The organism is Paraclostridium sp. MRS3W1, assembly GCF_032465715.1.
Taxonomy (GTDB): domain Bacteria; phylum Bacillota; class Clostridia; order Peptostreptococcales; family Peptostreptococcaceae; genus Paraclostridium; species Paraclostridium dentum.
Window position 1 is genome coordinate 50,148 of the sequence record NZ_JAWDJM010000167.1, and the last position, 22,002, is coordinate 72,149.

The 22,002-nt window shown below is 28.1% G+C and carries 16 protein-coding genes; 1 reads left to right on the forward strand and 15 read right to left on the reverse strand.

Annotated elements, in window-relative coordinates; translation table 11 throughout:
- Positions 1 to 54 precede the first annotated feature (54 nt).
- The 13 genes from RWY47_RS13975 to RWY47_RS14035 all read right to left on the reverse strand — a co-directional run bounded on the left by RWY47_RS13975 (position 55) and on the right by RWY47_RS14035 (position 19,095).
- A complete protein-coding gene (locus RWY47_RS13975) occupies positions 55 to 2,079 on the reverse strand; it encodes an FtsX-like permease family protein (protein ID WP_224170526.1) in 2,025 nt (674 codons plus the stop codon).
- Complete coding sequence (locus tag RWY47_RS13980) at positions 2,063 to 2,830, reverse strand: ABC transporter ATP-binding protein (protein WP_046822887.1); 768 nt, start codon at positions 2,828 to 2,830, stop codon at positions 2,063 to 2,065. Before RWY47_RS13980 ends, RWY47_RS13975 begins: the two co-directional genes overlap by 17 nt.
- A gap of 183 nt (positions 2,831 to 3,013) precedes the next feature.
- On the reverse strand, positions 3,014 to 4,060 hold the full coding sequence (locus tag RWY47_RS13985; RefSeq protein WP_224170525.1) for a sensor histidine kinase: 1,047 nt from the start codon (positions 4,058 to 4,060) through the stop codon (positions 3,014 to 3,016).
- A gap of 3 nt (positions 4,061 to 4,063) precedes the next feature.
- Complete coding sequence (locus tag RWY47_RS13990) at positions 4,064 to 4,732, reverse strand: response regulator transcription factor (RefSeq protein ID WP_025161847.1); 669 nt, start codon at positions 4,730 to 4,732, stop codon at positions 4,064 to 4,066.
- A gap of 126 nt (positions 4,733 to 4,858) precedes the next feature.
- Positions 4,859 to 5,506: a hypothetical protein gene (locus tag RWY47_RS13995; protein WP_224170524.1), complete on the reverse strand. Its 648-nt coding sequence runs from the start codon at positions 5,504 to 5,506 to the stop codon at positions 4,859 to 4,861.
- Positions 5,507 to 5,517: 11 nt separating this feature from the next.
- Positions 5,518 to 6,006 (reverse strand): hypothetical protein, encoded by a 489-nt coding sequence (locus RWY47_RS14000; RefSeq protein ID WP_021430251.1) that lies wholly within the window; start codon positions 6,004 to 6,006, stop codon positions 5,518 to 5,520.
- Positions 6,007 to 6,022: 16 nt separating this feature from the next.
- Entirely contained in the window at positions 6,023 to 9,703 is a 3,681-nt protein-coding gene (locus RWY47_RS14005) for an AAA family ATPase (RefSeq protein ID WP_224170523.1), read from the reverse strand.
- A 603-nt stretch (positions 9,704 to 10,306) separates the two neighbouring features.
- Positions 10,307 to 12,508: a catalase/peroxidase HPI gene (katG, locus tag RWY47_RS14010; protein ID WP_224170521.1), complete on the reverse strand. Its 2,202-nt coding sequence runs from the start codon at positions 12,506 to 12,508 to the stop codon at positions 10,307 to 10,309.
- Positions 12,509 to 12,748: 240 nt separating this feature from the next.
- Positions 12,749 to 14,176 carry a 6-phospho-beta-glucosidase gene (locus RWY47_RS14015; RefSeq protein ID WP_224170520.1) on the reverse strand — a complete coding sequence of 476 codons (1,428 nt, stop codon included), beginning with the start codon at positions 14,174 to 14,176 and terminating at the stop codon, positions 12,749 to 12,751.
- An 11-nt stretch (positions 14,177 to 14,187) separates the two neighbouring features.
- On the reverse strand, positions 14,188 to 16,110 hold the full coding sequence (locus tag RWY47_RS14020) for a beta-glucoside-specific PTS transporter subunit IIABC (protein ID WP_224170519.1): 1,923 nt from the start codon (positions 16,108 to 16,110) through the stop codon (positions 14,188 to 14,190).
- A gap of 93 nt (positions 16,111 to 16,203) precedes the next feature.
- Positions 16,204 to 17,055: a BglG family transcription antiterminator LicT gene (licT, locus tag RWY47_RS14025; protein WP_224170518.1), complete on the reverse strand. Its 852-nt coding sequence runs from the start codon at positions 17,053 to 17,055 to the stop codon at positions 16,204 to 16,206.
- A 182-nt stretch (positions 17,056 to 17,237) separates the two neighbouring features.
- The gene (locus RWY47_RS14030; protein ID WP_224170517.1) at positions 17,238 to 17,777 is read right to left on the reverse strand and encodes a flavin reductase family protein; all 540 of its coding nucleotides are present in this window, start codon (positions 17,775 to 17,777) and stop codon (positions 17,238 to 17,240) included.
- A 163-nt stretch (positions 17,778 to 17,940) separates the two neighbouring features.
- Positions 17,941 to 19,095: an MFS transporter gene (locus RWY47_RS14035; RefSeq protein ID WP_316030354.1), complete on the reverse strand. Its 1,155-nt coding sequence runs from the start codon at positions 19,093 to 19,095 to the stop codon at positions 17,941 to 17,943.
- Between the two features lie 354 nt (positions 19,096 to 19,449).
- Here RWY47_RS14035 and RWY47_RS14040 point away from each other — a divergent pair, with 354 nt between their 5' ends.
- Positions 19,450 to 20,073: a TlpA disulfide reductase family protein gene (locus tag RWY47_RS14040; RefSeq protein ID WP_224170515.1), complete on the forward strand. Its 624-nt coding sequence runs from the start codon at positions 19,450 to 19,452 to the stop codon at positions 20,071 to 20,073.
- A gap of 90 nt (positions 20,074 to 20,163) precedes the next feature.
- On the opposite strand, the gene RWY47_RS14045 is transcribed toward RWY47_RS14040, so the two are convergent.
- The gene (locus RWY47_RS14045; RefSeq protein WP_224170514.1) at positions 20,164 to 20,985 is read right to left on the reverse strand and encodes a DNA-methyltransferase; all 822 of its coding nucleotides are present in this window, start codon (positions 20,983 to 20,985) and stop codon (positions 20,164 to 20,166) included.
- 86 nt (positions 20,986 to 21,071) lie between these two features.
- Positions 21,072 to 21,968 carry a hypothetical protein gene (locus RWY47_RS14050; RefSeq protein ID WP_224170513.1) on the reverse strand — a complete coding sequence of 299 codons (897 nt, stop codon included), beginning with the start codon at positions 21,966 to 21,968 and terminating at the stop codon, positions 21,072 to 21,074.
- Positions 21,969 to 22,002: the final 34 nt, after the last annotated feature.

Here is a 22,002-nt window from a genome sequence, read left to right on the forward strand (position 1 = left end):
ATATTTTTTACGTATTTAAATGGTAGATTATTATTTTTAATCATAATAAATTTATTAATAATCATTATTAACTATCCTTTTATATCCACTATACGTAGCTAAAAAGTAGATACCATATATAATTAATATTGCACTTATTGAAATAATATTATTGCTTATCATATCATAGTTTCCAAATACTTTGATAAAATTATTTGCTACTTTCATACCAAATATATTGTGAACCAATGCAAGTCCAATAGGAAGTATAAAATATAGTAAAACCTGTAAAAATATTGATTTATTTATCATTTCCGTGCTTACGCCAAGTCTTCTAAGTGTCTTATATCTTTCCATACTCTCAGTAGCACCAGCTAGTTGGCTAAGGGCTAGCACTGCTGCACTAGATATTAAGAATACTATTCCTATATAAAGTCCTACAAACAAGAATATATTTGAAGTTGCCATACTACTTTCAAAACATGATATCTTAGTAATAGCAAGTATTTTATGTGAATTCTCTTTTCCATATGTATCGTATATTACTTTATCAATATTCTTTGATACCATTTTTTCTTTATCTAATTTATTTCCTTTATAGTTAAGACTTAGATTTTTTTCATAAATATTCATATCTTTTACTTGATTATCATTAACTATTAAAGTTGTCTGATTCATACTCATCGGAAGTGTTTTGATTGATTCAAATTCATATGATTTATTTACTTTAAGTGTGTTGTTATTTATTTTAATATCACCATTGTTTTCTATAAAATCTTTCACTGCTTCTTCCATCGATGCCATATCAGTAAGTAGTGTAACTTCACCTTCTCTTAAGTCTAAACCTTTTTTATTTTGCATTTTCATAATCTTATTGTAATCAGATATTTTAATTATAGGTACATTAAAATCACCCGTATCATCTATTTGTTTTTTCAAAAACTGGTTATTGGTATTTTTAAACATCTCCTTGAAAGGAATCTCACTGTTATATAAATTATACTTTACAATCTCACTCCCATAATCACCTAAGTTTATTCCATGATCCTTTAAGTATTGATCAATTTCGATATTATCTTTTTCCCCTTTAACTTCTATACTCATCCATAGATCAAATGGTGTTTGAAATTCTACTGTATTTTCAAAAGAATTTTTCATACCTATTCCAGTTGACATCATACCTATTGCTACAAATAACATTAAGCATATTATACTTATAGATATATAATGAGTATTTATTTTACTATTAAACTGTCTTAGTGTGAAAGTGTTTAGATTTTTTAAATAATAATTTTTACTACTTTGGATAACTTTTATTAAAAATCCTGCCAATGCTCTAAAAAATAGCACCGTACCTATAATTCCTAAACATATAGACTTTTTAAACTCTGGTGCATTTAAGTTAACTAATGGATTTTCTAGTATAAGTTTATACGCATATCCTAAGCAAATTATAGAAAAAATAAATAGTATTGCCGATATAGATAAATTTGTTTTTTTAAGCTTTTGATTAGCTTTTGAACCATTTATCAAATCAATCAAATTATATCTTGATACCACTATAAAATTTAATACCATAACTACCATAAATATTATTCCAAAATAAAATATTGTTTTTAAGCAAGCTTCTTTAGAGAATATAAATTGGTATTTAATCATATTAGTTTTAAATAGTTTTGCAGTTATTCCTGCTAATCCTTGTGATAAAAATACTCCTACAAAAATCCCTACTAATAATGACAATATTCCTATTATAATAGTTTCAGTAAATAAAATTATAGATATCTTTTTTTTACTAATTCCTAAGGTCATATATATACCAAATTCTTTATTTCGCTTCTTTATCATAAAACTATTTGCATATATTACTAAAAATCCTAAAATAAAAGATACAAATCCTGAAACTACAGATATTATTTGTGAAATTAGATCTACATAATGCTTTTTACTTTCTGATAAATCCATCATTATAGTCTGAGAATCTAATGAGTTAAATACGTAAAATACACAAACTCCTAATGCTAGTGTAAGAAAGTATATACTATAGGCTCTCATACTTCTTTTTACATTTCTTGAAGATAATTTAAATAACACTGTCACAGTCACCTCCAAGAAGTGTAACTACTTCTAAAATTCTTTTGAAAAATTCTTTTCTACTATCGTTTCCTCTTATAAGCTCATTAAAAATTTTTCCGTCTTTTATAAATAATATTCTTTTACAATAACTCGCTGTAAAAGCATCATGAGTAACCATCATTATTGTAGAATTTAAAGTTTCATTTAAATTTGATATACTTTCAAGTAATATTCTTGAGGACTTAGAATCCAGAGCTCCTGTTGGTTCATCTGCTAGTATTAATGATGGATTAGTAATTATCGCCCTTGCCGATGCTACTCTTTGTTTTTGTCCTCCTGATATTTCATAAGGAAATTTATTTAGTATATCTGATATATTTAACTTATTTGCAACTTGCTTTACTTGTATATCTATATCTTTTCCTTTGACTCCTATAACTGATAACGCTAAGGATATATTTTCATATACAGATAATGTGTCTAATAAATTAAAATCTTGAAATATAAATCCTAGATTCTCTCTTCTAAACTTCTCTATATTTTTTCTAGATAAAGTAGTTATATCCTTACCATCTATCTTTATAGACCCTGTTGTTACTTTATCTATTGTTGCTATACAGTTTAATAAAGTAGTTTTTCCACTTCCGCTTGGCCCCATTATTCCTACAAACTCACCTTTATCAACTTCAAATGATATATTATTTATTGCTTTTGTTAGATTTTTCTTATTTCCATAGTATTTTTCTATGTTTTTAACTTCTAGTATTGTGTTCATATATTCCTCCCCCTAAAATGTATAATCTATTACCTATTAATAAACTAAATTTTCTTATGTAGTTTTAAGCTTCTATTGCTAGATAATGGATTTGCTTTATAACTATAGATTATAGTATTTAGAGTATTTATTTAATAACTTAACCTTACATAAAACTTACACCAATGTAAGTTTTATACAAAATTAATTATTGATTATTTTCATCATATTATTTTCTGGGAAGGTAATTTTAACTACTGTGTATTCATTTATTTTTGAATCTATGCATATACCTAGAGACATTTTATCTGCTAGTTTTTTAGAAATGTATAACCCCATTCCAGTTGATTTTTTAAGCTTTCTTCCATTTAATCCTGTGAATCCTTTTTCAAATACTTTCCTTAAATCTTTTTCATCTATTCCTATGCCATTATCTTTAATAAATAACTCTGTGCTGTTGCTATGTTCTTCAATATAAATTTTTATTTTCCCATTTGATTTATCTAGTTTCTTATTTGTAGATTTGTTTCCAATGTATTTTACTGAGTTTATTATGATTTGATTTAAGATAAATTCCACCCATTTGTTATCACAATGCACATTCTTATTAAAATCTTGTATATCTATTGATATATTTTTATCTCTTATAGCTTTTTTATTTCTTTTTATTGTATTATTTACACACTGCCTTAAGCTTATTTCTTTTACTATATAATCTTTTTCTAGTTCATTACTTTTAGAGTAATATAAAACTTGTTCTATATAATTTTCTATCTTTTCAATTTCTTCTAGTATGCTTAATGTATGTTCATTTTTATTATTTTCTATTATTAGTTTACTAGATGCTATAGGCGTTTTAATTTCGTGCACCCACATATCTATATATTCTTTGTATTCTTCTTGTATAAATATATATTTATTTACCTCTTCATGCATTTCCTTATCTGTAACACTGATCACATCATATAATAATTGTCCTTCAATAAATTCTGGCCTATTTATTACAACCGGTAACAGGTATTTTTTATCTAAATCATTTAATATATTTTTAGTCTCATTATAATATCTTGATTTTCTATTGTAATCATGGATTATTTCAATTGCATTTAGTACCACCCATAGAGTTATTATAAATTTTATAGTTATATCTTCTACTTGTAATAACCCTAATATATATACTACAAAAATTAAAAATGACAATCTAAGCACTATGTAAAATTGTTTATCTTTTATATATTCTTTTATATTCATACGTTACGGCATTATATAGCCTATTCCCCTTTTTGTCTGTATATAGTCATTACACCCTACTATCTCTAGTCTTTTTCTAAGTCTATTTATATTTACGGTTAGGGTATTATCATCTATAAATAAATCTAAATCCCATAAATAATCCATCAAATCTCCTCTTGATACTATTTTGCCTTTATTTTTCATTAAACAATTTAATATTCTAAATTCATTCTTTGTCAGTTCTAATTCTTTATCATCAAAACAAATACTATTTTTACTCAAATCTAATTCTAAATTTTTATATGTAAGTATTTCTACAGGTGTATTTTTATAAGTTCTTCTTAATATTGAATTTATATGAGCTAAAAGTATTTGTGTGTTATATGGCTTTGTTATAAAATCATCAGCTCCTAAGTTCATACTCATAAGCTCGTCCATTTCTGTATCTCTGCTTGTTACTACTATTATTGGTACATCCGATTTTTTTCTTATTTCTCTACATATATAATATCCATCACATATTGGTAGGTTTATATCTAGTAATATTAAATGAGGTTTTTCATTTAGTGTATTTTCTACTATGTTTTCAAATTCCTCCATTATTACTACTTCGTAGTTATAATTAACTAAGAAATTTTTTAGCTCAATTCTTATTTTTTCGTCGTCTTCTATTAAAATAATTTTTTCCATTAAAAATTCCCCTTTCCTATTATTATTATATCAATTATTAACCTAGCATATCATATCATTAATAATCGGTATAATTAAGAATAATTTTAAATAAAAAAGGTATTGGCTATATAGCCAATACCTTTTTTATTTACTTATAATTGTATATGTATTCATAGAATTTAATGGTACTGTATTTAAATATGTCTCTCCTGTCTTATTAAAGAAAACTGCATATGTTATACCATTATTACTTCCATCTCTTACACCTTGAACTTGTATAACTCCTTTATCTGGAACACGTATTTTAACTGGCTTATGTCTAATTGAAAAAGGAGCTCCTTGTGCTACTCCATCAATAAACACTTGAACATAGTCATTATCTTCTACTTGTGAAAAGTTCCATATCGATATTTCTAAGTTTCCAACCCCTCCTGCAATTTCTAATGTTGCATTCTTAGGTTCAAGTTTTAAATCTTTTTTACTTAGTAAATCACCTTCAACTACATTTTCAATAGCCCCTGAAGTTAAGTTATCTCTAAATGCCTCCTTTGGAGTATGGGAAAACATAACATAAAATATAAAAATTACTAAAAACAGTCCTCCTACAACTTTTCTAAACTTTTTCATAGAAGGGTTTATATAATCATTTTTCTCTTCCTCATCTTCAAACCTTTTATACGAACTTTCATCAATATCCTCTTGTGCACCTTCAGAGTTTTTATTTTCTTTATATAAATTTATGTCAGATTGATTTTCTAACTCAATTTTATTATTCTCTTTAAATCTTTTCATAATATCCTCCGTTAACTAAGTTCTTCATTATAGTTTTGCATTTTTTCCTCGCTCTCTAGCATAGTTTCTGAAAGAGGCTTTTTCTTATAATACATCGATATGAATACTCTCCAAAGTATTAATGAAATTACAAAAGATACTATTCCAAAAATTTTTCTACCTGGAGTTAATTCCATGTAACTCCAGTTTAATATTTCAGCTCCTATACCAATAAACATATTCGATATTGTAAGATACTTAAGGGCTTCAAATAATGATGGGAAAATACTATAAATCCTCCTTAAAGCTCTAAATCTTAATGATATATACATAAGCATTGTAATTGCTATAAGTAAAGTTATATATTCTCCATAAACTGTAAACCCAGTACTTATTATTTTATAAGCATCTATAATAGTCATAATCGGAAATAATATAGATATAAGTACAAGTAAAGGCATACATAATATACCATATGCTAGTGTTATAATATTGCTTATTATATTTGATATAAATTTCATACTATCACCTCTTTATCTATAAATTAACCTTTGATACATCACACGCTTCAATAGTGATAAGATGCTCTTTAGTTAGGTTATCAATTTTTTCAAGTCTAACAGCTTGGTTTCTTACTGCTTTTTCAAATATATTTCTAACATATCTACCGTTTCCAAAGTCAGATACCTTACATGCTTCTTCAAATATATCTTTAATTTTCAATTTAGATTCTTCAGTAAGTACATACCCTTTTCCTTTAAATAATTTGTCTGCAATAATTGATAAATCACTAACTGAGTAATCTTTAAATTCTATAATATTTGCAAATCTAGACTTTAATCCTGGGTTAGTATCTAAGAACTTATCCATGTCATCACTGTATCCTGCTAATATCACTAATAAGTTATCTCTATTATCATCCATTCCTTTTACTAACGTGTCTATAGCTTCTTTCCCAAATCCACTACCACTTCCGGCATCTTGAGCTAGTGCATAAGCTTCATCTATGAATAATATTCCTCCAAGAGCTGACTCTAATTTTTCTTTAGTTTTTATAGCAGTTTGACCAACATATCCTGCAACCAATCCACTTCTATCTGTCTCTATAAACGTCTGACTACTTAACACACCAATATTATGTAAAACTTCACCAACAATTCTAGCCATAGTAGTTTTACCCGTTCCTGGATTCCCTTTAAATATCATATGAAGTGTTTGTGAATCATCTACAGGTAAACCTAAAGTTTTTCTTTGCTCTCTTATTTTTAATTGTGCTTGTAAACTTTTTATAAATTCTTTAACTTCTTCAAGTCCTACAACCTCATTCAATTTTGAGTCTAAATCAAATGTTTCTTTCGATTTATCATACACATCAAAATCTTCTTCAGCTAATAATATTACAGAATTTTCATCGATCACATCCATGTCTGCTATCCTTGTTGATTGATTTCTGATTGTCCTTTCAATAATATTTCTTACCATTCTTCCGTTACCAGAATTCTGTCCACTCTTTTGTTTTTCTTTTCTTATCGCTAATTCAAGTTCGTCTTCTGAATTTCCAGCTAATATAAATCCTTTATTATGTATCATTTTTTTACCTATTTCAATTAATTCATCTATTTCATAATCCTTAAAGTTAACGCTCATCGGGAATCTAGATCTAAGACCTGAGTTAGTATTTAAGAAATCTTTCATCTCTTTATCGTAACCAGCAAGTATTACAACTATATCTTCTCTAAAATCTTCTATCAGCTTTACTAAAGTATCAACAGCTTCTTTACCTAAAGGATCATTTTCAGATGACATTAATGCATATGCCTCATCTATAAATAAAACACCTCCTAATGCTGACTTAAATACTTCTGTTGTTTTTTTACTAGTCTCTCCTGCATATTGACCTACTAAAGAGTTTCTATCTACTTCTATAACTTGCCCAGACTTTAATATTCCCATTTTACTCATAAGGTTCCCTATAAGTCTTGCAACTGTAGTTTTACCTGTTCCTGGATTTCCAGTAAATATCATATTAAGAGATTGAGATGATTCTACACTTACTCCAAGCTGCTTTCTTTTTTCTTTTGCAATCAGTTGCTTTTCTAAATCTCTAACAAATTGTTTTACATCTTCTAATCCAACAATATTATTTAACTCTTCTTCAATTTTAAATTCTTCTTTTTTATCTAATCCAAAATCACTTTCTGTTAGATTATTTATTTCTTCATTACTTATATCATTTTCGTCTAGTTTAGCTAATCTATTAGATTGATTAGTTATAGCCTGTTCTATTATATTTCTAGCTAATCTTCCGTTACCACTATCATTTTTACCTTTTATTTGCTTACCTTCAAACAGTTCTAATAAACTCTCATCTAAATTTTCATCTATTATATATCCATTTGACTTTGCAATAACCCTTGATATATCTAATAATTCCCTTGGTGAATAATCTTCAAATTCAATATTATAGTTAAATCTAGATTTAAGACCACTATTTGTTTTTAAGAAATCTTCCATTTCTTCACTATATCCAGCTAATATAACAACTAAATTATCTCTATTATCCTCAACAGCTTTTACAATTGTATCTACTGCCTCTATTCCAAAAATATCATTTTCATCTCTAGCAATAGCATAAGCTTCATCTATAAATAAAACTCCTCCCATAGCTGAGTTTACCTTACTCATTGTTTTTTGAGCTGTTTCTCCAACATATTGACCTACTAAATCATTTCTAGAAACTTCAACTAAATGACCACTTGATAAATATCCAAATGCTTTTAGGTATTTAGCCATTATCCTAGCCATTGTAGTTTTACCCGTTCCTGGATTTCCAGTAAATATCATATGTAAAGATAATTTAGCTTCTTTCGAACCTTTACTTTTTCTTAAATTTTGAACTTTTATATTATCATCTAATTTCTTTATAAATTCTTTTACAGTTGATAATCCTATTATATTCTCAAGTTCTTTATTTAAATCTTCGATACTGTCATTATCATTGTTTTTAATTACAGAATATAAATTTATTGATTCTACTTCATTGGCTATTGTTAAAGAATTATTCTCTTCTTTTATCTTATATATATAATCGGTACTTATTTTTCCTGTTAACTCTAATTCAACTATCGGAGTGTATATGTAGTTTTTAATATATTCTTCTAAGCCATGTGCTCCTATGCTTTTGTCAAAGTTATTTAGTACGTGATTTAAAACCATTTCATCAAATTCTATATTTATTTGAAGATTGTTATTTATTTTTGTTTGATAATCATTTAATATAAATTTGCATATTAATGATAAACTTTCCTCATTAAGATTTATTGTATTTATTATGTCATTTACTTTTTTCATAAAATTATTAGAAAATACACTTCTTATATCTTCTTCTGTCTTTTCAGTTATAAATACTAAGTATTTTCCATTAACTAATATTTCATCCGTAGTATTTAAGGCAAGATTCCCCTTACCTGTAACATCTACCATTTGACCTAATTGTTCTATGTATCTTCTATTTAATTTAAGTTTTTCATCTACAACAAGTTGTTTAAGTAAATCTAAAGCACTTTGATGGCACTTTTCAAAGTTATCAAATACAATAATTTGCTCACTACTATATAAAGCATTATATAAATCCGATAAAAACAAATTATCTGAATCGCTTTCAAGTTTGTACTTAGCTAAATCTATAGAATGTATTCCACTTTTTTTAATGAGTTTATTTTCTTTTAAAAATCTACCTATTGCCTTAACTGATAAATGTCTTCCTGAACCAGTTGGACCTGTTATAAATATTGTATTTTTAACACCATCTTCTTTTCCATATGCAAACGGTCTTTTAAAAGCAATTATTAATTTAGATATATAATCATTTTGGCCAAGAACATACTCTGAAAGTGTGCTCTCAATTGAATTAAAGATTGTATCTAACTCTTGTTTTTTTGTAATAGTATTTGATTTTACACTATTGCTAGTTGCTGTTTGATTAATTAAAGGCTTAGTGGGTTTACTTGGTATACTTTGAGCTGAATCAAAATTAGTAATATTTGATGTGCTAGATTTAGCCTTATTACTTATTTTGTTTTTCATATTAATATTTGTTTTTTCTAATGTTCTTTTATTTTTCTTGAAATGATCTTTATCTATTATTCCAACCTCTTTTATATGATCTATAACTTGAATTTCAGGAAATAAAATTCTTAATAGTTTAGATTTAGGCATGTTTGAATTTCCCCCTCAATTTTATTGTTTTAAAGTTTCCTAATATATTTTACCATAAGTTTCCATATTAAATGGTATTTTATCATTTATATTAATTTTATAATATTTAAATAAGCAATTCGAATGAATCTAATCAATCTTATTCTTTAGCTCTCTTTATATATGATTTACATTATATGTCTTATATTTTTAAGATTTATTCAAATATATATAGCTGCTTGTATTACCTGTAAATGTACATCTTATATCTTTAAATATAAATAATAGTAAAACTTAATACAGAATCAAGTTTCTTCAGGCTATACATAAAAAAAGATATTAACTAAATAGTCAATATCTTTGATTGCTATACAGATTGTTAAGCTCTTTAAGTTCTTCAACGCTCAAAGTTTTTATTGTAGTGATATGCAATGTCACAGCTATACCAACTAGAACTAAAAACATTTTAATGCAAATTGATTTCATAAGTAATATAGAAATACTTAGTGTTAACCATAGAAAAATTATTGATCCAATTTTTGTAGTTTTAGGAATAGCCTTATAATTCATTTAACAATATATATAACTACCAGAAAACTACTCCTTATTATTTATAATATTATTCTAATTTTTAGATTTGTCTATATCAAAACGGTCCGCATTCATTACTTTATTCCAAGCACATACAAAATCCTTTAGAAATTTCCCCTGAGAACCTTCACTTGCATACACCTCTGCAATAGCACGAAGTTGAGAATTAGATCCAAAAACAAGATCAACTCGTGTTCCTTCCCACTTTAACTTTCCTGTTTCCCTGTCACGTCCCTCAAATACCTTTTCATCAGAAGAAGTAGGTGTCCAAACTGTATCCATATCTAAAAGATTTACAAAGAAATCATTTGTAAGAGCCTCTGGTCTATTTGTAAAAACACCATACTTAGACTTTCCATAATTTGTATTCAATACACGCATACCACCTATTAAAACTGTCATCTCAGGAGCAGTCAAAGTTAAAAGTTGCGCACGGTCAATTAATAATTCTTCCTCACGCACTGAATAATCTGATTTTAAATAATTCCTAAATCCATCTGCTTTTGGCTCAAGCACAGAAAATGATTCAACATCAGTTTGTTCCTGTGATGCATCTGTACGTCCCGGAATAAAAGGAACTCTAACTTTATATCCAGCATTCTTTGCTGCCTTTTCAATACCTACACATCCTCCAAGAACAATCATATCTGCTAAAGATACCTGCTTATTTTTTAACTGTAAAGAATTAAAATCTTCCTTTATTTCTTCAAGAATCTGTAAAACATAATCTAATTGCTGTGGTTCATTAACTTCCCAATTTTTTTGTGGCTCTAGGCGAATCCTAGCTCCATTTGCACCACCACGTTTATCAGAACCTCTAAATGTTGATGCAGATGACCAAGCTGTATAAACAAGCTCTGATATTGATAATTTAGAATCTAAAATATTCTTTTTAAGATATTTTATATCACCTTCATTAATTAATTCATAATCGACTTCTGGTACAGGATCTTGCCATATAAACTTCTCACAAGGAACCTCTGGACCAAGATATCGTGAAATAGGGCCCATATCACGATGTGTTAATTTAAACCAAGCACGCGCGAAATCATCAGTAAATTTTTTAGGATTTTCTGAATAGTTTATTACAATTTTTTTATATATAGGATCGTAGATAAGACCTAAGTCAGCTGTTGTCATCATAGGAGGATGCTTCTTTGATGGGTCATGTGCATCTATAATCATATCCTCTTCAGCTACATCTTTAGCTATCCACTGATACGCTCCTGCGGGACTTTTAACTAACTCATATTTGTATCTTAACAATACTTTAAAATAACCCATATCCCATTTTGTTGGATTTGGTTTCCATGCACCTTCAATTCCACTACTGATTGTATCAGGCCCTTTACCACTTTTATAGCTGTTTTTCCAACCAAGTCCCTGCTGTTCGATACTAGCAGCTTCAGGTGGCGGACCAACATATGTTGCAGGAGCTGCGCCGTGACACTTACCAAATGTATGACCACCAGCTATAAGCGCTACAGTTTCTTCATCATTCATAGCCATACGGGTGAATGTTTCTCTAATATCTTTTGCAGCTCCAACTGGATCAGGTTTTCCCTCAGGTCCTTCTGGGTTTACATAAATTAATCCCATCTGAGTTGCAGCAAGTGGATTTTCAAGTTTACCACTAATAGGATTTTTATTATCTCCAAGCAATTTAGCCTGTGAACCCCAGTAAGTATCTTGTGGTTCCCAAACATCCACACGTCCTCCCCCAAATCCAATAGTCTTAAGCCCCATTGATTCAAAAGCACAATTTCCTGCTAATATCATAAGATCTGCCCATGAAATTTTATCACCATACTTCTGTTTGATTGGCCAAATTAATCGACGAGCTTTATCTAAATTAATATTATCAGGCCAACTATTTAATGGTGGAAATCTTTGTGATCCATCACCACCTCCACCTCTTCCATCACCTACTCTGTAAGTTCCTGCACTATGCCATGCCATACGAATAAATAGTGGTCCATAGTTACCAAAATCTGCTGGCCACCAATCCTTTGAATCTGTCATTAAATTATATAAATCTTTTTTTAATTCATAAAAATCAAGCTTACAGAATTCTTTAGCATAGTCGAACTTAGGCCCCATTGGGTTACTAAGGCTTGAATTTTGATGAAGAATATCTAGGTTCAGCTGACTAGGCAACCAATTTTTATTTGAGTTTCCATCTCCTGATACAGCGTTACTTACTCTACCTGTAAATGGACATCTTATTTCTCTCATGTGGTGATTCCCCCCTTTAAGTACTACATGTTTCATTACATATTATGTAAATAGGCTTTTAATTATAACTTTTTTAAATACACATAATATGATCATATTTATTAAATCCCCATCAAGTTGTTGCCACTGTTTTGCATACAAAAAAGATATTGACAGTTTAGTCAATATCTTTTCGTGAATTTCAATGGTGGAGACTATTCTCAGTAACTAACTCCACTATTAATTTTATATTTTTCTTATTTAGTATAAATCTTCACCGTTTGAAGCAATAACTTTCTTATACCAGTCAAAGCTTTTCTTTTTAGTTCTTCTTAAACTTCCATTACCTCTATTATCTCTATCTACATATATAAATCCATAACGCTTTTCCATTTCACCTGTTCCAGCACTTACTAAGTCAATAGGCCCCCACGTCGTGTAACCTAGTAAATCTACTCCATCTATAGAAACTGCATCATGCATCGCTTTTATATGTTCTCTTAAATAATCAATTCTGTAATCATCTTCTACATAACCATTTTCATCAACTATATCTTTAGCACCCAATCCATTTTCTACAATAAATAGTGGCTTTTCATATCTATCATATACATGATTTAATGTAATTCTCAAACCTAATGGATCAATCGGCCATCCCCATTGGCTATATGTAAGGTATGGATTTTTAGCAGATTTAAATATATTTCCTTCAGCTACATCATCTGTATTTTCATCAGTTCTAACACAACGGCTGTTGTAGTATGAAAATGAAATAAAATCTACTGTATGTTTTTTCAATAGTTCTATGTCTCCTGGCTCCATTTTTGGTGTAATGCCTTTTTGTTCCATATATTTTAATGCATAATTAGGATATTTTCCTCTAGCTTGTACATCTACAAAGAAATAATTTTCTCTATCTAATTTAGTTGCTTCCCATACATCATTAGGATTGCAACTATACGGATATACACTTCCAGCTGCAAACATGCACCCAACTAAATTATTTGGATCAACTTCATGTGCTATTTTAGTTGCAATTGCACTAGCTACAAGTTCATGATGAGCTGCCTGATATTTTATCTTTTCAACATCTTCGCCTTCTTCAAAACAAATCCCAGCACCCATAAATGGAGCATGTAAAATCATATTTATTTCATTAAACGTTAGCCAATACTTAACTAAACCTTTATATCTTCTAAAAATAACATTACATAGTTTTTCATAAAAATCTATCATTTTACGATTACGCCATGCCCCATACTTTTCAATTAAATGCATTGGACAATCAAAATGTGTAATCGTAACTAATGGCTCTATTTTATACTTCTTACATTCTTTAAATATATTTTCATAAAATTGAAGTCCTTTTTCATTTGGTGTTTCTTCATCACCTTTTGGAAAAATCCTACTCCATGCAATACTCATTCTATATACTTTAAATCCCATTTCACTAAATAACTTTATATCTTCTTTATAATTATGATACATATCAATACCAGTTTGAGCAGGATAATAATGCTTATCATCAAAATCAAACATTTTTAATTTTCCCGTAATTACTGCTGTTCTATCTTCTCCTGTTGGACATACATCTACATTTGCTAATCCTCTTCCATCTTCATTGTATCCACCTTCACATTGATTAGCTGCAGTAGCTCCTCCCCATAAAAAATCTTTTTTAAAACTCATAGTTAAGCCTCCTAAAATATAACTGTAATCAGATTATCCTCTAATTCAATATTTTTACTTTCTGTTTGTACTACATCTAAAAATTGAGATGAATTTGTAACAACAATTGGAGTTACAACACTGTATCCAGCTTCTTTTATTACATCAATATCAAATTTCAATATCGTTTGACCTTTTGTAATTCTATCACCTTGCTTTATACATGCCTCAAAACCTCTTCCTTCTAACTGAACAGTATTTAATCCAATATGAATAAGAACTTCAACACCTTCATCTGAAAGAATTCCTATAGCATGTAAACTAGGGAATAAAGTCGTAACTACTCCATCTACTGGTGCAACTACTTTTCCATCACTAGGTATTATTGCTACTCCTTGACCTAGTACCCCAGATGAAAATGCTGCATCCTCTATATCATTTAAATTTAATACTTCACCTTTTATAGGACTTACTACTATTTCTTTTTCTAATTTAGTAGACTTAACTTCTTTTGTTTCTTCTTTAACCTTATTTTCTACTTCTTTAACTTCTTCCTTATCTTTATATAAAACCATAGTTAATACAAAAGCTACCACCATTGATATAGCCATACCAGAAAGAGCTACTATTAAGTTACCCATTCCACCGTTTGGTTCAATCATTGCTGGAAGTTCAAATATTCCCATTCCTCCAGTTATAAACTTTCTAAGATTGAAGAATCCATAGAAAGCTCCACCAATACCACTAGCTATACAACTTATTATAAATGGTTTCTTTAAAGGTAATAACATTCCGTAAATTGCTGGCTCTGTAACTCCAAATATCCCAGATATAAAGTTTGGTATTGCCATCTCTTTTAACTTTTTATCTTTAGTTTTAATAAATATAGCTAATACAACTGCAGAAGTTGCAAATGTACAAGCAAAGAATGGCATCATAACATTGTCGTATCCTAAAGTCATAACATTATTTATATATACAGGAATGAATCCCCAGTGTAACCCAAAAATAACAAGAATTTGCCAAGAAAATCCTACTATAGCACCTGCTAATAATGGACTGAAATCTCTTATTGAAAGTACAGCTTCTGAAATAAGTGTAGATCCAAACGTTGCTATAGGGCCTATAACTATAAGTGCAACAGGTAGTGTTACTAATAAAGTAAGCATCGGTACAAAGAAGAACTTAACTAAGTCTGGAACAAACTTATTAAATAACTTCTCACATTTAGATGCAAAATACACTACAAATATAATAGGTACAACTGTGCCTGTATAATCCATTGATATTATTGGTAATCCAAAGAAATCAATATATACTGGTGATGCAAACATCGTTCCTTTAAATAAAGTGTACATTGCATCTGCACCTGCTGATATACTACTTCCTTGTATTGCTGGGTAACACATTGCAGCTCCTAGAGCTAATCCTAGCATAGGTTTTAACCCAAATTTCTTAGCTGAAGTGTATCCTAAAAATAAAGGAAGGAATGTAAATAGTGCATCTCCAGCTGCATTTATTACCATATATCCACCAGACGTAGCACTATATAATCCTAATGCTACAAATAAAGCATTTAACCCTTTTAACATACCACAGGCTGCCATTATCCCTAACACTGGTTGGAAAATACCTGATATTATATCTATCCCTTTATCTAGAATACTTCCTGATTTTTTAGTTTCTGAAGATGTATTTAAATTGTCTAAATCAATTATCTCAACTACATCCTTATAAACTGCCTCAACATGATTACCTATAACTACTTGATATTGTCCTCCACTTTTCATAACAGTAACAATATCTCCCATATTTTTTAGTACATCATCATTAGCTATACTTTCATCTTTTAACTTAAAACGTAACCTTGTAATACAGTGTGTTAATCCATTAATATTTTCTTTTCCACCAACATTTTTTATTATGTCTTGTGCTAATTGTTTGTATTTTCCCATTTTTTTGCCTCCATATTTTTTTAAAATCTGAAGGTTTGGCCAACTCAATGTTACCATCCAACCATAGGTATAATTTTTTATAATACTGAGAAATTACTCAGATTTCATATTTGAGTCTTTAACTACTTTAGCCACATGAATAGTTAAATATATAAGCTCATCATCTGTTAACATATAGTTATACTTTTTATTAATAAAGTTTTTAATCTTAACTACACATTCAAACTCTTTACTATATTTAGACTTAATAATGCTTAATAGCTCTTTATCTGTTTCTCCTTCATGTGAACTATTTGAAAGTAACCTTTGTGCAAAAAACTTTAGATGCATTATAAACCTATAATAAAACACTGATTCTTCATGAAACTCTATACCAAAATGGTATCTAACTATATTAAGTACTTCTTGCATTAACTTTGTAATATCAGATGCCAAGGTATTTCCTTCACTTAACTGTGCATTTACTATATGAAAAGCTATAAATCCAGCTTCATCATCAGGTAATCTTACACCCGTCTTACTTTCAATAAGATCTAATGCTTTCATTCCAATCTCAAACTCTTCTTTATAAAATCTTTTAGTTTCCCAAAGTATTGCATTCTTTACATTTACGCCTTCTTTCATTCTTTGAATTGCAGAATAAGTATGATCACTTAATGATATATAAATACTTTCATTTAACTTCCTACTTAACTTTATTTGTGCATACTCTATAATTTCACTTGATAGTTTCATGTGTTCCATAGGAATATTATTAAGTAATTCTTGTAACTTAGTTGATATTTCTTTATTTGAAATTCTAAATACTTTGTTTACTTTAGTTTCATCTATTGAATCACCTTTTGATTTTTGATAACCAATGCCTTTACCCATGACAATAATTTCCTCATCATTGTCATCTGATGTAATTACAACATTGTTGTTTAATATTTTATTAATTATCATGATTAGCCTCCTTTTAAGTATAAAAAAAGCTTATTCATAATAATGGGCAGACTCCTTCCTAGGATACTACTATTATTAATGAATAAGCTTAGCTTGTACTTAAACAATTACTACCTAATTCCAATTACTATGATAGAACATACCATCTTTTTTGTCAACGTTTTCTTTGTATAACTTTCTTATTACTCTTCTATTATATACGCGTCAACAATCTCGCCATAATAAGCCGTATGGAAATCATTATTTGCTCCATGATAAGAACTGCCTACATCTTGAGGATAAAAAGCTTTCTTATTTTCTTCTGTAATAGCATTTTTATCCTGTTCTTGTTTATAAATAACTCTACACTCAAGAGTAAGAGGAAATTCCTTTATCCCTGGAACAGAAATATTATTAGACTCTTCTAAAGTCAAATTAAGCTCACTAATCTTATCAACATTACGACCAGATTTTGTACCACACACACCTAATATCTTTTTATCAAATTCGCCTACTGGTACGTTTATCGTAAATTGTGGATTTTTATCAAGTTGTTCTTTTGTGAAACGATTCTCTCTTACAAAAGCCGTAAATATAGGCTTATTCCACTCGATCCCTAAAGTTCCCCATGATATAGTCATAGTATTAACTTTATCTTCTGCTTTAGTAGTCAAAAGAACTCCAGCTTTAACACCCTTCATAATTTTACCTGCATAGTCAAATACTTCTATTTCTTTTTTCATAATTTCCTCCTCGTAAAAATATTATATTTTAATACTAGATTAGTATACGCTCATTAACAAGTACGAACTTTTTAGTAAGTTACTACAAAGTTCATTGATTCTATAACTAAACTGATAGATTCTTTTATTAAATTTTTTGAATCTATACATAACTTCTCCTATCCTAAAAACTATCTTTTATCTTTACGATTTCAAAAACTTGTTTTTTTAATATAACATATGCCATTATACATATAATACAGCATATAAAAAAAGCTAAATCAATAGATATATCTGCACAAACACCAATTACAGGACTTATCATCGCTGATATAACACTACTAATCATTGAATATATTGATAAAATCGTTGCTCTATCTTCTGTTGTTATTGATTTATTTTCTATATCTACTACCATAGGACTTACCAATGAAATACATAAAGATATTAATAAAGTTGAGAGTATACTTAAGATTATATTTGAAGTAAAAGCTAACATTATACAACTCAATCCTATAGCTAAGTACATAATCTTAATTGATTTTAACTTTCCATACTTTTTACTCAATTTATAAGATTTTGAAGCACTAAGCTTTATTATTTGATTAAGTGCTAATAGTATCCCAAAGTATTTAATATCAATTCCGGATTTTATATACTGAGACTGATTTAAAAATACCGTAATACTTTGTACTACTAAACTTATTAATGAAAATGATATTACTATATAAATAATTTGTTTATTTTTAATTGCTACTTTAAAATTGCATACTATATTGTTATTTTTACTGTTTGGCTTAGATGTATCAGAAATAAATAAAGTTGCTATAGCTGCTATTCCATAAGTAATAATAGTTAAAAACACCGCAAAATCCATAGATATATTGATAATTCTATATGATGATATGCACGCAACTAAAAATCCAATAGTAGAAAAACTATTATATAATCCAAATATTTTTTCACTATTTTCATTTTTATCCAATGAAGTATACAAAAATGCAGTGTCACAGCCTGATAATCCAGCTATAGAAATAGACAAGAATACTCTTTCTAATAAAAACATTATGAAAGTATATGAGTTAAAGAAAATAATTTTAGATATAAAAAATATAAAATTAGAAATCACTAAGGTTTTTTTATATCCAAATTTATCTGCGAACCATCCCCAAGGCACCTCTAATAACATTGTTAATATCCAAGATATTGATTCTATTATAAATATTTCAGATAAACTCATTCCCCTAGATTCTCTATATAAAGTAGCTACAGGTCCATAAAATACCAATCCTTGAAGAAACACTATAAAAAACATAATATAAATATTTTTATTTCTCACCAATTTATACACCTCATTTTAAGCATAATTAAATAAACCTCCTAACAGGTTTTTTAAAATTTATTTTTGAGATTTTTTAAATTGGTTTATTCATATTACATTTCCTCCTATATATTAATATACGTAAATGTTAGCATACTACAATTAAGATAACAATATTCACACAACTCATTCTAAGTTATATTTATATATACTAATATAAATATAAAGAAAATAAATATTGAGTATTACTCTAAATATGTATATTATTAAATACATGATTCATATTGTCGTATTATAAAAAATCTTATATACAAATAATAATATACTATCATTTTATATATTGAGAATAATACTAATAAAAAGGAGTGCCTTATGATTTTAAAAATAATATTTATTGGAATACTACTATTGATAGTTTTTATTATAATCTCTCTAATAGTATTTAATAAAGATGTACAAAAAAAGATGCAAAATAGAGAGAATATAGAGTATATAAAATTCTCTTCTAAAACTATTTTTAATAAAGATATTGATAGTAGTATATTTTCACAAAATAAATTCACTATGGTAAATATCTGGGGAACATATTGTTCATCATGTGTAAAGGAATTACCTGATTTACAAGAAATCTATGATGAATTTAAAAGTTATAATGTAGGTGTTTTAGGAATAGTATCAGATTTAAAAATGGACAGCTATAAGAAAAAAGACTTAAAAAAAGCTATAACTATTATAGAAGAAAATAATATTAAGTATCCTAATATTTTTGCTGATAGTACATTTGTAGAATATGCTACAGGTAAATTATTTGTAATACCAACAACTGTGTTTGTTGATAGTAAAGGAAATGTAATAGGAGAAATTATAGAGTCAGTATGCTCTAAAGAAGAATATATAGATATAATAAAAAATATATTGGCTAATAATGCTGATTTTAAAGTTAAATATAATAATCTTAGTTGTTCTATTGATGGAAAATGTGAAATAAAAAGATAGTTGTTTTCATAAAAAAACTCATATTCAAATGAATATGAGTTTTTGTGGATTTCAATGGTGGAGACGAATCGTAGGAATAATACCCACGATTCATTCTATTTTCACTATAGATTTATAAATACTATTCTTATCTAATTTTTCTAACCTTGACTTTGCTATTTTACAGTATTCTTCTTCTTTTTCAAATCCAATAAAATCTCTACCTTCTTTTCTCGCTGCAACTGCTGTTGTTCCGCCTCCCATACAACCATCAAAAATGATACTATTTTCACCATCTTTATTTATTTCATCTGTATATGTAAGTATCAACCATCTAAACAACGACTCTGGTTTCGATGTTGGATGTTTTCCTTCTAACTTTTTATTTGATGTCGATGAATTTTCATAATAGTGCAATTCTGGATGTTGACGTACTTCAGACTTATCAATATATTTTCCATTTTGATTATTGAATATAACGTTACTTCCTTTCCTATTCCACACAAAAAATTCATACGGCTGTATGGCCATTTTATCCATATTAGTAACATTAGGATTACTCTTTCTCCACACACCTACTCTAGGTTCTCCTTTTAGTTCTCCTAAATTTTTTTTTATTAATTCATCAACCGCTCCTAACTGTTGCCAAGATGACCAAACTATTATACTTGCCGAATCTTTTAAAATTCTACAACAGTGGTAAATATAATTTTCCAAGTCAAAATCATCATCCCAGGATAACTTATTAGGATCTTCCCAAGATGAACTATTACCTTTTTTATTATAGTTTTTTATTCCCTTTAAATTTGATTCCTTATTTAATAAATATGGTATATCCGTTAATACCATATCTACGCTTTTATCTTTTAGTTCTTCTATTTTTCTTCTATAGTCACAGTTATATATTTTATTACTATCTAGACCTATATTCACTATAACTATCTCCTTACTTTATAATATATAGTATTATATATTATAAAAATTAATGCTATATTCATATATTGTGGGTAATATGTAATTTATCTATTTTCCGAGCATATAGTCATTAATTTTAGTAACATCGTTGAATTTATATGTTGTAGAGTATTTGCATTTATTTGATTTGCAATTTGTTTATGCAAATATTCTCCAAAATTTTTAGGATTAAATGGTACTTTAGTTCCTTTAAATAAGAAATCTCTATCAAAATCAAATCTATGTGGATATTTTTTATCACTCCATATACTATTATTTTTTTCATCAAAATAATATCCTCTAGTAACCCTAACACCTGTAATTTCAGAAATATTACCTATAAATTTAGATTTATCTTTTATTCTCGGAGTTTTAATCCTATTATTCTCATCTGATTGGAATACCTTAATAAATATAATAAAATCATTTTTTCTTATATCTTTTATCATATCTGCCCCTCTACGTTTACGCTTATCAGTTTCAGCAAATCCCCAGATACCTTTTTCTAGAGCTACCTCATAATTTTTGCTACCTCTTGTTGATATGTATATAATCCATACAAATGGATCAATTCTTTTTATCGCTCTCTTTTTAACTGTATTTACTGTATCTAATACTATTTTCTTTGAATCATTACAAAACCACTCTATAAAATCTGACTCTATTATTTTAATCTGCGGAACATCAAATGCACTATTTTCTATAAATGTTAATAAAAAACCACCATTTTGTATCAACAATTCAATATCATGTCCATGTTTTTTAAAATTTGTTGTTTCCCACTCTATCTCACAAGGAACGACTTCACCAGTATCTAACTCATTTCTTAAAATATCTGGGTATGCACCAAAACTCGGATTTCTATCTGCCTTTAATATTTTCCTTCCATCAGGTAATTTATAACTACTACATCTATCTTCCCAATATTTTATTAATATATTTTCATTAAGCCATTTCGTCAAAATATCACCTCATTATTATAATTCAATAATATTT

Excerpts from the sequence above, each read along its gene's own strand:
- RWY47_RS13980 (WP_046822887.1), bottom strand. The coding sequence starts at position 2,830 with ATGAACACAATACTAGAAGTTAAAAACATAGAAAAATACTATGGAAAT.
- katG (WP_224170521.1), bottom strand. The coding sequence starts at position 12,508 with ATGAGAGAAATAAGATGTCCATTTACAGGTAGAGTAAGTAACGCTGTA.
- RWY47_RS13985 (WP_224170525.1), bottom strand. The coding sequence starts at position 4,060 with ATGAATATAAAAGAATATATAAAAGATAAACAATTTTACATAGTGCTT.
- RWY47_RS14005 (WP_224170523.1), bottom strand. The coding sequence starts at position 9,703 with ATGCCTAAATCTAAACTATTAAGAATTTTATTTCCTGAAATTCAAGTT.
- RWY47_RS14020 (WP_224170519.1), bottom strand. The coding sequence starts at position 16,110 with ATGGGAAAATACAAACAATTAGCACAAGACATAATAAAAAATGTTGGT.
- RWY47_RS14030 (WP_224170517.1), bottom strand. The coding sequence starts at position 17,777 with ATGAAAAAAGAAATAGAAGTATTTGACTATGCAGGTAAAATTATGAAG.
- RWY47_RS14040 (WP_224170515.1), top strand. The coding sequence starts at position 19,450 with ATGATTTTAAAAATAATATTTATTGGAATACTACTATTGATAGTTTTT.
- RWY47_RS13990 (WP_025161847.1), bottom strand. The coding sequence starts at position 4,732 with ATGGAAAAAATTATTTTAATAGAAGACGACGAAAAAATAAGAATTGAG.
- licT (WP_224170518.1), bottom strand. The coding sequence starts at position 17,055 with ATGATAATTAATAAAATATTAAACAACAATGTTGTAATTACATCAGAT.
- RWY47_RS14015 (WP_224170520.1), bottom strand. The coding sequence starts at position 14,176 with ATGAGTTTTAAAAAAGATTTTTTATGGGGAGGAGCTACTGCAGCTAAT.
- RWY47_RS13995 (WP_224170524.1), bottom strand. The coding sequence starts at position 5,506 with ATGAAAAGATTTAAAGAGAATAATAAAATTGAGTTAGAAAATCAATCT.
- RWY47_RS14000 (WP_021430251.1), bottom strand. The coding sequence starts at position 6,006 with ATGAAATTTATATCAAATATAATAAGCAATATTATAACACTAGCATAT.